We start from the raw sequence: 14,591 nt of genomic DNA on the forward strand, positions 1-14,591 counted from the left end.
CGATTTGTAACGCAACAATAGCCGCAAGACAGTGCCTAGAAAGCATTCCAGATGCGGCCAATTGCCCTCATGTTACGACGAGCGCGGCGATTCATAATTTACCTTGACGTAAACGTCAATCAACTGCCGCCCTGTGACAGTTGCGCGATGCGGCAATTCGTTCATACTTAGCCACGAACATAGCCGAAGCTGGTGCCCATCGTTTGATGATTGGAGACCGGATGACACGATCCCGGGCAATCTGGATGCTCAAAGGCCTCCTCGCCGCCGCTTTGCTGTTCGCCGCCGCCGTTTCCACTGCAATCGCAGCCGAAGAACCCGAACTTTGGGTGGCGGGGCCCTATTCATTTTCCGACGAACTCGGCGGTTTTACGATCCGGTCGATCAGCGGAACGGGTACGCTGAAAGACCCCATCATCCTCACCGAGGAGTTTCCTTCCGCAACGCCGACAACCCTTGTCATCCGAACCGACAGGGTCGCTCTTGCAAATCCCAGCGAGGATGCCGGCATTCTCTTCTACTTGCAGGTTCGGGCGATCAACGGCAGCGGCCATCCGTGGATCGAGTTCGAATTCGAACTGCAGGAGCAGCTGAACGTGCCGAGCGACTATGGCGACGGCCTGTCGTTCTATCAACCGGGCGACAAGACCGACCTCGTAAAGTCGCGGGGCTTTGCGCATTACAGCGACGATTTCGAGCCTTACGACCGCCTCGTGTTCAGTGGCGGCAAACTCGATCCCGGCCAGAATGCGACGTTCCAGTTCCCAATCGCTGATTTTACGCCGAAGCGCGTGTTCTATCTGGTGCAGGACCCACGCATTCCGTCCTCTTGAACTTGCAATCGCCCGCACAATTTGCGACTTCAGAGGAAAAGGATTTCCCATTGCCCAACCTGCGCGAGCTCTTGCACTTTTATGCCGAGGCCGGTGTTGACACGCCGCTCGAGGATGTGCCCGTCGACAGGTTTTCGCAGGTCGAGGCAAAGCGTGCTTCGCCAGTCGCGCCCATTTCCCCTCCTGCGAGGTCCGCATCCGAGCCGGCTTCTGAACGCCCTCAAGCCAATGTAGCCGCGCCGGCGCTCGCCAAGGCGTCCGTGCCTGACGACGCGAAGATCGCAATGGCCCGCCAGCTTGCATTAGGGGCAGGTTCGCTCGAAGAACTGCGCGAGCAGCTCGCCGACTTCGACGGGTGCAACCTGAAGTTCACGGCCAAGAACCTCGTCTTTGCCGATGGCAATCCAGCCGCACCCGTCATGTTCGTAGGCGAGGCGCCCGGGCGCGAAGAGGATCTGGAGGGCGTGCCCTTCATCGGCCGCGCCGGGCAATTGCTTGACCGCATGTTTGCCGCCATCGGCCTTGATCGCAGCAGTGTCTATATCGCCAATACAATCCCTTGGCGGCCGCCCGGCAACCGGACGCCGACGCCGCTCGAAACCGAAATCTGCCGTCCGTTCTTCGAGCGCCAGGTGGAACTCGCCAACCCAAAGATTTTGGTGGCACTCGGCGGCCCGGCTGCCAAGGCATTGACCAATGCCAGCGAGGGCATTTTGCGGCTGCGCGGCAACTGGAAGACCCATCTCACGCCGTCCGGCATCGAGATACCGGTGATGCCAACGCTTCACCCGGCCTATCTCCTGCGCAACCCGGCGCAGAAGCGCTTTGCCTGGCGCGATTTCCTCAATGTCAAAATGCGGTTGCGCAGCCTGGCCGAATAATCCAATGGCTTGGCGCAAAACTGGAAAGGCAGTGTCGTAATTATCGGCTTGCGGGCCGAACGAAACCTGTAGCTTTCCAGGCTGACACGCAGGATCCTTCGATGTTTCTCCAGCTCTTGCCGATTACGGCGCTATTGACCAGCACGTTTCTGATGCTGACGGCCGGGGGCCTCGCGGGAATTCTGTTGCCGCTGCGCGCCGGCATGGAGGGCTGGTCGCCGACGACGATCGGCTGGCTGGGTACGGGCTACGCGCTTGCCTTCACCGGAGGCTGCATCGTCGTGCCACGACTTGTGCGGCGTGTCGGCCATGTCCGGGTCTTCGCCGTTCTCCTGACGCTGCTCAGCATGTCGATGCTCCTGCATGGCTTGATCGTCGATCCCTGGGCCTGGACCGTTTTTCGCGCTCTGGCCGGATTTTCGCTCGCCGGGAGCTATATGGTCATTGAGAGCTGGCTCAACGAGCGCGTCACCAATTCGACGCGCGGCATGGTGTTTTCGATCTATATGATCGTGTCGATGATCGGCCTCCTTGTCGGGCAATATATCCTGCCATTCGGCAACCCCTTGACGCAGGCGCTGTTCATGATCGGCGCCCTCATCTACGCCGCCGCGCTCATACCGACGGGCCTTTCCAATGCGCAGTCGCCGCGTCCGCTCACCCAGGTCTCGCTGGATTTGCCCGGCCTCTTTCGCAAGTCGCCTGCGGCGCTGGTCGGCTCGCTGCTTGCCGGTATCATCGCGGGTGCATGGAATTTCTTGTCGGCGGTCTATGGACGCGATATCGGGCTTTCCACCTTCGGCATCGCCACGATGATTGCCACATCGATGATCGGCGGGGCGATTTTCCAGTACCCCATCGGCCGCATGTCGGATTTCATCGACCGTCGCTACGTCATGGTCGTCGCCGGGATTGGCGGCGTCGCCATATCCTTGACGATGATCATGCTGCAGCCAACGACGCCATGGGTCATCTATACGCTGATGTTCGCTTTCGGGACCGTGCTCTTCCCCATCTATTCGCTGAACGTGGCCCATGCCAACGACTTCGCCGAGCCGAGCGAATTCGTCAAGGTGTCGAGCGGACTGCTCATTGTCTACGGTGTTGGCAGCATGATCGGGCCGCAGATTGCGGGCCGGCTCATGGACTTGAACGGCCCGTCCGGATTCTTCGTGACGATGGCGATTACCTACGCCGCCTACGGATCCTACGCGTTCTGGCGCAGCCTGCGCCGTGCCGCGCAGGCGCCCTCGACGCGGCCGGATTTCGCCATTCGCCCACATGACCGCCCGCAAACGCCCGAAACCTTGCAACTGCACCCATTAAGCGAAGCGGCTCAGGGCGAGCAGCAGTAGGGCAATCACCCCTGCGGCGTCGATGCCTTGCGCGCCCTTGCGCGTGCAAGGCCTAGCCGGTGCTCACGGTAGATGATGAAGATGCCGGCACTAATGACGATGACCGCGCCGGTGATCATTTCCGCGGTCGGGATATCACCGAAGAGCAGATAGCCGATAGTAATCCCGAGCAACATGGATGTGTATTCGAACGGCGCAATTGTCGACATGTCGGCGTGGCGGTAGCTTTCAGTCAGCAGGATCTGCGCGACGCCGCCGGCGATCCCGGCCATGATCAGATAGGTTGCCTGCAGGCCCGTTGGCCACACCCATCCGAATGGAAAACTTACGAGCGCGATAAGGCTCGACGCGATCGAGAAATAGACGACGATTGTGGGTGTACGCTCCGTTTGCACGAGCTTGCGCACGAGCAGCATGGCAACGGCGGCAAGCCCGGCGCCGCCGAGCGTGGCAAGCGCGCCGATCGCCTCGCCGCCGCCAAATTCCGTCGTCCCGGTAAAGAAGGACATGCGCGGCCAAAGGATGATCAGGACACCAACGAGCCCGAAGCATACCGCCGACCAGCGGTAGAGACGAACCGTCTCGCGCAGAAATATCGCGCTGCAGACAACGGTCAGGAGCGGCGTCGCGTAAGAGATGGCAATCGATTCCGGCAGCGGCAGTTTGGTCAGGCCGTAGAAACTGAGGCTCATGGCGCTGACGCCGACAAAGCCCCGCCAGAAATGGCTGAAGGGCTCGCTCGTCCTGAAAGCGACTGACATCTGCCCCTGCCATGCGATGAAGGCAATGACCGGAAAGATTGCGAAGAAGGAGCGGAAAAATACAAGCTGGCCGGCGGGAATGCCATCCGATGCCTTGAGCAGGCTCGACATGCAGACGAAGACACAGACGGAGGCGACTTTCAGACCAATCCCGAGCATCGCATTGGTCGTACGCAATTTGTCTGCAACGGGCGGTTCACCTTCTTGCGGGTGAACGATAGTGGTCACAACGGGAATTCCTTGGGAGTAGGCGGCGAGCGATATGATGAGGACTGGAAACTGATATATCTATATGCTTGTTTTCACAGGCACACCAGATGGAATTCCGATCACGTTGCGTTTGGCGCTCAAACAATCGGGTGATCGCTGCCCTCAGGGTTTCCTACCGACGCAACTTGCTCTAGGTTCCGGCACCACACAAAGGATTTTTCGACTATGCGTACCGATACCGGCAAGGTTTTTCATCTGGAAGATTACAAGCCGACCGATTTCCTCATTCCCGAAACACATCTGGATTTCACGCTCGATCCGGAGCGCACGATTGTCAAATCGAAGCTTATCGTCGAACGCCGCGCAGGCGTCGGCGCCGATGCACCGCTCATTCTCGATGGTGACGGACTCAAGCTTGTCGATATCCGCATCGACGGCGCCCCGCTCGGCGACAATGCCTACATGGCCTCGCCGGAGCGACTCGAGATCCGCGGCCTGCCGGAAAACGGAAGGTTTACGCTTGAAATAACCACGGAGATCAATCCTACTCTCAACCGGCAATTGACCGGCCTCTACCGCTCGAGCGGCGTGTACTGCACCCAGTGCGAGGCTGAAGGCTTTCGCCGGATCACCTATTTCCTCGACCGGCCGGACCTTCTTTCCGTCTATACGGTCCGTATCGAAGCGGCGCGCAGCGAGGCGCCTGTCCTGCTCTCAAACGGCAACCCCAAGGATAAGGGAGCGCTTACGGATGGGCGCCACTTTGCAGTCTGGCACGATCCGCATCCCAAGCCCGCCTATCTCTTTGCGCTCGTCGCCGGAGATCTCGGCGTCATCACCGACAGTTTCACGACGGCTTCCGGCCGCCATGTCGATCTCGGCATCTATGTCGAACATGGCAAGGAAGCGCGTGCGCTCTATGCGATGGACGCACTGAAACGTTCGATGAAGTGGGACGAGGAGGCATTCGGCCGCGAATACGATCTCGACATCTTCAACGTCGTCGCCGTTTCCGATTTCAACATGGGCGCGATGGAGAACAAGGGGCTCAACGTCTTCAACGACAAATATGTCCTTGCCGATCCCGAGACTGCCACCGACGCCGACTATGCCGGCATCGAGGCCGTCATCGCCCACGAATATTTCCACAATTGGACAGGCAATAGAATCACTTGCCGGGATTGGTTCCAGCTTTGCCTCAAGGAAGGTCTGACCGTCTACCGCGATCACGAGTTTTCGGCCGACATGCGTTCGCGGCCGGTCAAGCGTATTGCCGAGGTCAAGGCGCTCAAGGCGCATCAGTTCCCGGAAGACGCAGGTCCCCTCGCCCATCCGGTGCGCCCGCGCCAGTTTCGCGAGATCAACAATTTCTACACCTCGACGGTTTATGAAAAAGGTTCGGAAGTCGTGCGCATGATCCGCACGATCCTTGGACCCGACCTTTTTCGCAAGGGCATGGATCTCTATTTCGAACGCCATGACGGCGATGCAGCGACCATCGAAGATTTCATCAAGGTCTTCGAAGATGCCTCCGGCGAGGATCTCAGCCAGTTCGGCCTCTGGTACGACCAGGCGGGAACGCCCAATCTCGCCGTCACTTACGACTACGACCAGGCGACCAAGACATTCGAGATCGAAATCGAACAGTCGCTGAAGCCGACGCCCGGACAGGCGTCGAAGAAGCCGATGCACATTCCCATCAAGTTCGGCCTGCTCGGTGCCAAGGGCCGCGAACTCAAGCCGCGATCGGCGAAGGGCGGGCTCGTTGATGGCGACGTGATCCATCTGCGCAAGCGCAAGGAACGTTTCACCCTTTCGGGCATCGCCGAGCGCCCGGTGCCATCGCTGCTGCGCGGCTTCTCCGCGCCGGTGACGATGACGAGTGAGCTGACCCGGACTGACCTCATCTTTCTTGCACGCAACGATGGCGACGAGGTCAATCGCTGGCAGGCATTGACCGAGCTTCTCAACAGCAAGCTCACCAGCAACGCCAAACGTATTCGCGGCGGCAAGCCGGCGACCATCGAAAGCTCATCGATCAAACTTCTCGGGGAGATCGCGGCCAATGTTGCACTGGACGAGGCTTTCCGCGCGCTTTGCCTGAGCGTTCCGTCCGAGAGCGATATTGCGCGCGAGCTCGGCGCCAATATCGACCCCGACGCGATCCTCGCGAGCCGCGACGCGCTGATCAAGACCGTTGCCGAAGCCAATGAGGAAAAGTTCACCCAGATTTACGAACAGCTCGCCGATGACGGGCCGTTCCAGCCCGATGCCGCCAGTGCGGGGCGGCGTGCGCTGCGCAACGTCCTCCTCGATTATCTGAGTGTCGCGGAAGCGGATCCGAAGCGGGCGGCTGCTCAATTCAACGGCGCCGACAACATGTCGGACCGTGCAGCGGCGTTGCATGTGCTTGTCCAGCGCTTCAGCGGCAGCGATGCGACCAGCCAGGCGCTCAAGGCCTTCGAGGACCGCTTCGGCAGTGACGCGCTGGTCATGGACAAATGGTTCATCGTCCAGGCGATGCAACCCGGCGTCGGAGCGCTGCAGAGGGTGCAGCGCCTCATGAAGCACAATCTGTTCTCTCTCGACAACCCCAACCGCGCGCGTGCGCTCATCGGCGCATTTTCGAGCGGCAACCAGACCGGTTTCAACCGCGCCGACGGCAATGGCTATGTCTTCTTTGCCGAAACGATCCTGACGATCGAAAAGAAGAACCCGCAGCTTGCCGCGCGCCTGCTGACGGCAATGCGCTCTTGGCGCTCCTTCGAGCCGGTACGGCGCGAACATGCGCGCGAAGCGCTGGCAAATATCGCCAAAGTCGGCGGTCTTTCGGCGGATGTTCGCGATATCGTGGAGCGAACGCTGGCTTAGGCCGGGTCTCCCGGCAACCTGCGATCAGGGAATTCGAGTCATTTCAAGGTGTTACGATCCGTCGTTCATCGGAGGCCTCGAATTGCCTAAACTATTGATAAATATTTAACAAAGGGACTAGACACAAAGAATCAGTTTTGATTCACTGTAGCTGCTTCGGATGTGCGGCGTGCCGGAGCAAATCACGGGACACAACGGCAATTCGAGGGGGCCATTCAATGGCAAATGCGGACGCGTATCGCGCGCCGACGGGGAAGATTTACGCCAAGGACCGGACGACTGCGCGGGGGCGCAACCGGCTCTCGGGCCACGTAAAGCTTCTTGCCGACCCCGCCTATGGCAAGCTTCTCGCCACCGAACCCTACCTGCGCCGCGCCATTCCGCCGCTCATCGTCGTCTTTCTCATCGTGCTCGCCGTCATCCGCTCGATGTCACTGCTCGCCTGGCGCGACGATGCCGAACGGACGGCCCGCGCTACCCTTTCCATGGCTGCCATCCATATGGCGAGCATCATCGACAATCGGATGAACGGCGGCCAGAAACTCGGCCGCGGCGATCTTCAGAACATCATCGCCGAGACCCGCGCCAGCGACCTCATCCCTCAGGGCATGTGGTTTGCAATTGCCGATGCGGATGCGCGCATTATCGCCTCGTCCGAAGGCGGCGAGCGCTGGCGCGAACGCAATCTCGAAACCTTCGTCACCGAGGGGCAGCCGCTGTTCTTGTTTGGCGAGCGTGCCGGCACCATGCCCGTCAAGGTCGAGGGAACGCCTGCCTTTGCCGCCTATAGCCGAACAGCCAATGCGGCGCATTCTGTCTTCGCCATGCAGCCGGTCGAGGACGTCTTTGCCGAGTGGCGGCGCACCGTCTCGGTCAATGTGACGATGTTCGCAGGAACAGCGACGATCATGCTGATCGTGCTCTACGCCTATTTCAGCCAGTCGGCCCGGGCCCAGGATGCAGACGAGCTCTACCAGCACACGCAGGCACGGGTCGATACCGCCCTCGCCCGCGGTCGTTGCGGCTTGTGGGACTGGGACATGGCACGCGGACGGGTCTACTGGTCACGTTCCATGTATGAAATGCTGGGCTACGAGGCGCATGATGCGATCCTCTCGCTCGGTGACATTTCGTCGATCATCCATCCCGACGACGACAAGCTCTATCATGTCGCCTCGCAGGTCGCGGCAGGCGAAATCAACCAGATGGATCGCGTCTTCCGCATGCGCCATGCCGAGGGCCATTGGGTATGGATGCGGGTGCGCGCCCAGGTGGCGGGCGAAGGCGACCTGCATCTCGTTGGCGTCGCCGTGGATGTGAGCGAGCAGCATCGCTTTGCCCAGGCGACGGCGCAGGCCGACCAGCGCATCCGTGAAGCGATCGAAAGCATCTCCGAGACCTTCGTTCTCTGGGACGCCGACAACCGGCTCGTCATGTCGAACGGCAAGTTCAACGAGTATTCGGGACTTGCGAATGAGTGTCTTTTGCCCGGTATCGGTCGTGACGAGCTGGAGCCGCGCATCCGCGCCGTCGCCTTCGAAAAGCGCATGGCCAATGAGAATGGTCGCAACGGCGCGCTGACCTTCGAAAGGCAGCTTGCTGACGGACGCTGGCTGCAGGTTAACGAGCGGCGCACGCAGGATGGCGGGCTTGTCTCAGTTGGCACCGACATCACCCAATTGAAGGTGCACGAGGAACGGCTGGTCGACAGCGAGCGGCGCCTCATGGCGACCATTCACGACCTCAGCCTCGCCCGCAAATCCGAAGTCGAGCGTACGCTTGAGCTTACGGAGCTCAACAGCAAATACGTGGTCGAAAAGGAACGTGCCGAGGCGGCCAACCGCGCCAAATCCGAGTTCCTCGCCAACATGTCACACGAACTGCGCACGCCGCTCAACGCCATTATCGGCTTTTCCGAGATCATGCATTCGGGGACCTTCGGCGAACTCGGCTCCGATCGCTATGTCGAATATGTGCACGACATCCACACCAGCGGCAATTATCTGCTCAATGTCATCAACGACATCCTCGACATGTCGAAGATCGAAGCGGGACATTTCTCGCTCGACCGCGAGGAAATCGATCTCTGCCCGCTCATCCACGAGACCGTCCGGGTCATCTCGCTGCAGGCGCAGGAGAAGGACATCAAGGTCGATACGCGCATCGCCGACAGTGTCACGATCGACGCCGACCGCCGCGCGATCAAGCAGGTGCTGCTCAACCTTCTCTCCAACGCCGTGAAATTCACCGATACGGGCGGGCGCATAGCGGTGCGTGCGCGCAAAGTTTCTGGCGCGTTAGTCTTCACAGTGGAGGATACGGGCTGCGGCATCCCGAAATCGGCGCTGAAGAAAATCGGCCAGCCCTTCGAGCAGGTGGAAAACCAGTTCACCAAGTCGCATGCGGGCTCCGGACTTGGCCTCGCCATCTCGCGTTCGCTCACGGAGCTTCACGGCGGGGCGCTGAAGATCCGTTCGACCGAGGGTGTCGGCACCATTGTCTCAGTGCGCATCCCGACACGAGCGCTGGAAGCCGCCTAGCTACTTCTTCTTTGCTTTCTGCAGCAATGAGTCAAACGTCTTGCGTACCGACATGGCTGTCTCCTGAAGTTGCGCCTCCACGCGATCAAGATCGGGAAGGTCGGAGGCCTTGCAGAGAAGATCGCCAAGCCCCGGCGGGAAATCCTCGCGCTTGACATCACCGTCGAGGCACAGGCGGATGATCTGGGTAACGCCAGTATAGAGGTTTGCCGCCTCGACAAGACGGTCGGCTGTTGCGGGATCGACGAACTCAGGCTTCAGCTTGCGCAGCACTTCTGCCGTAGATAGGGCCACGACCGGCCCTTCGACATTGCCGGTGAGCACCGCAAACTGGGCGATGAATTCGAGATCGATGATGCCGCCGGCGACAAGTTTCAGGTCCCAGGCGTCGCTCGGGGGTTTCTCAGCTTCAATCAGAGCCCGCATTTCGGCGGCATCCTTGGCGATTTTCGCCGCGTCGCGTGACATCGCAAGGATGCCGGCCACGTCTTCCTGAATCTCGGGGAAGAAAGAGGCATCGCCGGCAACCGGGCGCGCCCGGGTCAGGGCCATATGCTCCCACGTCCAGGCATCATTGCGCTGGTATTTGCGGAAGGCGTCGATGTGCGTGGCGACCGGGCCCTTGTTCCCGGACGGCCGCAGACGGAAATCGACTTCATAGAGAACGCCTTCCGCCGTCGGCGCCGAAAGAGCCGCTATGAGGCGTTGCGTCAGGCGCATGTAGTATTGCGACGGCGCCAGGCCTTTTTCGCCATCTGACTCGTCCGCATCCTCGTCATGATCGTAGAGCAGGATGAGATCGACATCGGAGCCGGCGGTCAATTCGCGGCTGCCGAGCTTACCCATGCCAAGAATGGCGATGCGTCCACCTTTGATCGAACCGTGTCTTACGGCGAATTCGTCGATCACCGCCTGCAGGGCGCGGTCGATGACGAGATCGGCAAGGTCCGAAAAGGCCTTGCCAGCGCGCGCGCCGTCGATCGCGCCGGTGAGCAGGCGAATGCCGATGAGAAAACGGTGCTCGGCGGCGAAGATGCGCAGCCGGTCGAGAATATCCTCGTAAACCTTGGAGGGCCCGAGAAAATTCTCCAGCCGCTCCGCAAGATAGCTGCGCGTTGGAACATCGGCGAAGATCGCCGGGTCGAGCATGCCGTCGAAAATATGCGGCTTGCGGGTGATGATCCCGGCAAGTCTTGGCGCCGCGCCCATGATCAACACCAGAAGGTCGAGGAGGCGCGGATTTGACTGCAGCAGGCTGAAGAGCTGTATTCCCGCCGGCAAGCCCTTGATCATTTCGTCAAAGCGCATCAGCGCCTCGTCGGCACGGCTCGTCGCGCCGAAGGCCTTCAGCAGGACCGGCGTCAATTCGGTGAGACGCTCGCGCGATTCCGCCGACTGCGTGGCTCGGTAGCGGCCAAAGTGCCAGGTACGGATGACGCGGCAAATATCGCTCGGGCGTTCGAAGCCAAAATTGGCGAGCGTCTTCAATGTGTCCGGATCATCGACATCGCCGGTGAACACGAGGTTTCCGGCCTCGCCGGTAAGTTCCTGCGCCTGTTCGAACAGCGCGGCATAGTGGGTCTCGACAATCGTCAGCGCCGCGCGGAAATCCGCCGCAAAGCTTTCACCATCGCGATAGCCCATCAGATGCGCAACGCGCAGGAACTCCTCGTCGTCTTCCGGCAGCATATGCGTCTGCTCGTCGGCAATCATCTGAATGCGGTGCTCGACATCTCGCAGGAACCAGTACTCTCGCGTAAGCGTGTCGCGCGCTTCCTCGCCGATCCAGCCGAGGTCCTCCAGTGCCGCAAGCATATCGAGGGTGCGCGAGCCCCTGAGCTTGGGAAAACGGCCGCCGGCAATGAGTTGCTGCGTCTGGACGAAGAATTCGATCTCGCGAATACCACCGCGGCCAAGCTTCACATTGTGGCCACGCACTGCAATTTCACCGTGGCCCTTATGCGCGTGGATCTGCCGCTTGATCGAATGCACGTCGGCAATCGCGGCATAATCGAGATATTTTCGCCAGACATAGGGTGCAAGTTCCGCAATCACCCGTTTGCCGGCGGCGATATCGCCGGCAACGGGCCGCGCTTTGATCATTGCCGCCCGTTCCCAGTTCTGACCTCGCCCCTCATAATAATTGAGGGCGGCGCCGACAGGAATTGCCAGCGGCGTCGAACCCGGATCGGGACGCAGCCGCAAGTCGGTGCGAAAAACGTAACCGTCCGCCGTACGGTCCTGAAGGATGCGCACCAGGCGGCGCGTCAGTCGCGAGAACGTTTCAACGCAGTCATAGGGGTCGGGAATGGCCGGGCTGTGCTCGTCGATGAAGACGATGAGATCGATATCGGAGGAATAGTTCAGTTCGAACGCGCCGAATTTCCCCATGGCGAGGATGATCCAGCCCGAATCAACCTCCGGATGCTTCAGATCGGGGAGCTTCAATTTGCCGGCGGCATGGGCGTCGAGAAGGAGGAAGCGCGCGGCCGCTCCAACACTCTCTTCGGCCAGGCGCGAAAGCCAGAACGTGGCATCATCGGCCGAAAAAACACCTGACAGATCGCCGAGTGCGATAAGCAGATGCCCTTCGAGCTTGTGCTGCCGCAGTGCCGTCATCAGATCGGCTTCGGTGAGGTCTTCCGCATCGCTGCCCGCCGCGATCTCATGCAACAGCGCTTCAAGCCGCTGGGGGAGCGAACGCTCGAACAGTGGATCGAGCAATTGCGGACCCTGCAGGAGCGTACCGCGCAGATAGGGCGAAAGATCAAGAACGGCAGACAGAAAACCGGCAGCGGGCTTGTTGTCGTTCAGCGCGCTGCTGAAGCCGCAGCCTTTTTCCGCGGCATGGGCAAGAAACTCGCGCAAGAGAGCCGCAGCATTCTTCTTATCCAAGGGCGCCAGTTCCCGCAAAACCTGCGAAAAGAATGGCGCATCAGCATTCGCCGCCTTGGATATGCCGCTCATCCGCTTTCCTCTCCCGCCGGAAATGTCAGGACCGCCCGTAACCCCGGCGCGTTGTCTGCTAGTTCCAGGGAACCACCGTGCAATTTCATGACCGCCTTGGCAAGGCTGAGACCAAGACCGGAACCGGGTTGCGAACGGCTTTCCTCAAGTCGCACAAAGCGTTCCGTCGCGCGTTCCATCTGATCGGCGGGAATACCCGTTCCATTGTCGGCAACGATGACTTTCACCTTGTCGTCCGCTCTGACGACGGAAAGCGAAACCTCCACGGGACGGTCGACGCCGCTGGCATATTTGATCGCGTTGTCGACAAGATTGGACACGGTCTGCGCGACAAGTTCCCGGTTGGCCCTGACAGGCGTTGCATCAACGGGTCCGAGCAAGAGCTGGACACCGGCCTCCTCGGCGGAAGGCTCGTAAAGCTCGAACACGTCCTCGGCGATCACCGAGAGCGGGATTTGTTCGAGCGCTTCCGTGGAATATCCGGATTCCAGGCGCGAGATCATCAGGATCGCATTGAAAGTGCGGATAAGCTGATCGGAGTCGCTGATCATGCCTTCCATGGCAGCGCGCCACTGTTTCGTCGTCCTCGCGCTGGCGAGGGCAGATTCTGCGCGATTGTGCATGCGCGTCAGGGGCGTCTTCAAATCGTGGGCGATGTTGTCAGAGACATGCCGAACGCCTTCATTGAGTTCCTGAATGCGCGCGAGCATGCCGTTGAGATTCTCGGACAAGCGGTCGAACTCGTCACCGGACCCGCTGACCGGCAGGCGGCCGGCGAGATCGCCGCCCATGATCCGCTGCGATGCGACGGAAACCTTGTCGATGCGCTGCAGCGCGCGGCGGCCGACGAAGAACCAGATCAGGAACGCGCCGATGCCCATGGTACCGAGAGCGGCCATGAGCGCGCGGCGCACGACGAGGCGAACCTGCTCGGGCTCCCCGAGGTCACGCCCGACCATGACGCGTATCCCGTTCGGCATGACGATGACGCGGGCAATGGCGGTGTGGGTCTTTGCCTCGTTGCCCTCGCCGTAACGCTCATAGATGATGGGACGTTCGATCCAGCCTTCAGTCTGGAGGACGCCGATTTCAATGCTCTGGACGTTTCCGGCGACGATCCGCCCGGCGGGGTCGGTCACCAGATAGAGATAGGCGCCGGGCTGGCGGCCACGCCGATCGATCGAACGCACAAGCCCGGCAATGCCGCCGCGCTCATAGGATTGACCGATGCTTTCGATCTCTTCGTTGACGGCGGTCTCAGTTTGGGTGGTCAGAAGACGCACGGAAAGGCTGGTCATGTAGAATACGAGGCCCAGCGCGCAAACCGTAAAGAGCAGGAGGTAAAGTGCCGACAGCCGGACGGCCGTCATCTTCATCATGGCGGAGAAACGGCTCATGCACCGGTCTCGGCTGCCTTGAGCATGTAGCCGGCACCGCGCACCGTGTGCAGCAGCGGCGTACCGAAATCCTTCTCGATCTTGCCGCGCAGGCGCGAGACATGGACATCGATTACATTGGTCTGCGGATCGAAATGATAGTCCCAGACATGTTCGAGCAGCATGGTACGGGTGACGACCTGCCCGGCATGGCGCATCAGATATTCGAGCAGGCGAAATTCTCGCGGCTGCAGGATGATGACCTGGCCGGCGCGCTTGGCCGTATGGGAAAGACGGTCGAGTTCGAGATCGCCAACCCGGTAAACGGTCTCGGCCTCTTTTGGGCTAGAGCGGCGCTGAAGCACCTCGATCCGTGCGAGAAGTTCGGAGAAAGCATAGGGCTTGGTGAGATAATCGTCGCCGCCAGCGCGAAGACCGGTAACGCGATCATCGACCTGGCCGAGGGCAGAGAGGATCAGGGCCGGCGTGTCATTGCCGCGCGCCCGAAGCGCCGCCACAACGGAAAGCCCATCGCGACGCGGCAGCATGCGGTCGACGACGAGCGCATCATAGCTGCCCTGCTCCGCCAGCGCGTAACCGGTTTCGCCATCGCCGGCGACATCGGCCGTGTGGCCGGCCTCAGCAAAGGCCTTTTCCAGATATCGGGCCGCTTCGCGGTCATCTTCAATGACGAGAATCTTCATGGCGCAATTCTAAGCCGGTTTTGGTGAATGCGTTAAGTGGTGCCCCAAAAGAAGTGGGCGGCAGATTAATCGAAGGAGATCTGCCGCCCTTGT

The 14,591-nt window shown here is 60.5% G+C and carries 9 protein-coding genes; 5 read left to right on the forward strand and 4 right to left on the reverse strand.

The window, feature by feature from the left end:
• Nucleotides 1–221 precede the first annotated feature (221 nt).
• From BR48_RS0102890 to BR48_RS0102900, 3 genes are all read left to right on the forward strand, one after another.
• Nucleotides 222–833: a hypothetical protein gene (locus BR48_RS0102890; protein ID WP_245273343.1), complete on the forward strand. Its 612-nt coding sequence runs from the start codon at nucleotides 222–224 to the stop codon at nucleotides 831–833.
• Between the two features lie 50 nt (nucleotides 834–883).
• Nucleotides 884–1,714: a uracil-DNA glycosylase gene (locus BR48_RS0102895; RefSeq protein ID WP_027229927.1), complete on the forward strand. Its 831-nt coding sequence runs from the start codon at nucleotides 884–886 to the stop codon at nucleotides 1,712–1,714.
• Nucleotides 1,715–1,815: 101 nt separating this feature from the next.
• Complete coding sequence (locus tag BR48_RS0102900; RefSeq protein WP_027229928.1) at nucleotides 1,816–3,069, forward strand: MFS transporter; 1,254 nt, start codon at nucleotides 1,816–1,818, stop codon at nucleotides 3,067–3,069.
• A 5-nt stretch (nucleotides 3,070–3,074) separates the two neighbouring features.
• Here BR48_RS0102900 and BR48_RS0102905 read toward each other — a convergent pair whose 3' ends face one another.
• Nucleotides 3,075–3,989 (reverse strand): DMT family transporter, encoded by a 915-nt coding sequence (locus BR48_RS0102905; protein ID WP_036813779.1) that lies wholly within the window; start codon nucleotides 3,987–3,989, stop codon nucleotides 3,075–3,077.
• 276 nt (nucleotides 3,990–4,265) lie between these two features.
• Between BR48_RS0102905 and pepN the strand changes: the two genes are divergently transcribed.
• Together pepN and BR48_RS0102915 are read left to right on the forward strand one after the other, a co-directional pair.
• On the forward strand, nucleotides 4,266–6,911 hold the full coding sequence (gene pepN / locus BR48_RS0102910) for an aminopeptidase N (protein ID WP_027229930.1): 2,646 nt from the start codon (nucleotides 4,266–4,268) through the stop codon (nucleotides 6,909–6,911).
• 218 nt (nucleotides 6,912–7,129) lie between these two features.
• Nucleotides 7,130–9,451 (forward strand): PAS domain-containing sensor histidine kinase, encoded by a 2,322-nt coding sequence (locus BR48_RS0102915; RefSeq protein ID WP_027229931.1) that lies wholly within the window; start codon nucleotides 7,130–7,132, stop codon nucleotides 9,449–9,451.
• Here BR48_RS0102915 and BR48_RS0102920 read toward each other — a convergent pair whose 3' ends face one another.
• Genes BR48_RS0102920 through BR48_RS0102930 form a run of 3 tightly spaced genes read right to left on the reverse strand, consistent with a single transcriptional unit; the run spans nucleotide 9,452 to nucleotide 14,498 of the window.
• A complete protein-coding gene (locus BR48_RS0102920) occupies nucleotides 9,452–12,418 on the reverse strand; it encodes a bifunctional [glutamine synthetase] adenylyltransferase/[glutamine synthetase]-adenylyl-L-tyrosine phosphorylase (protein ID WP_027229932.1) in 2,967 nt (988 codons plus the stop codon).
• Entirely contained in the window at nucleotides 12,415–13,815 is a 1,401-nt protein-coding gene (locus BR48_RS0102925; RefSeq protein ID WP_027229933.1) for a HAMP domain-containing sensor histidine kinase, read from the reverse strand. The genes BR48_RS0102920 and BR48_RS0102925 overlap by 4 nt, the downstream gene beginning before the upstream one ends.
• Nucleotides 13,812–14,498, reverse strand: coding sequence for a response regulator transcription factor (locus tag BR48_RS0102930; protein WP_027229934.1), 687 nt, complete (start codon nucleotides 14,496–14,498; stop codon nucleotides 13,812–13,814). Before BR48_RS0102930 ends, BR48_RS0102925 begins: the two co-directional genes overlap by 4 nt.
• Nucleotides 14,499–14,591 lie beyond the last annotated feature (93 nt).

Source organism: Phyllobacterium sp. UNC302MFCol5.2 (assembly GCF_000686005.1).
Classification (GTDB): Bacteria; Pseudomonadota; Alphaproteobacteria; order Rhizobiales; family Rhizobiaceae; genus Phyllobacterium; species Phyllobacterium pellucidum.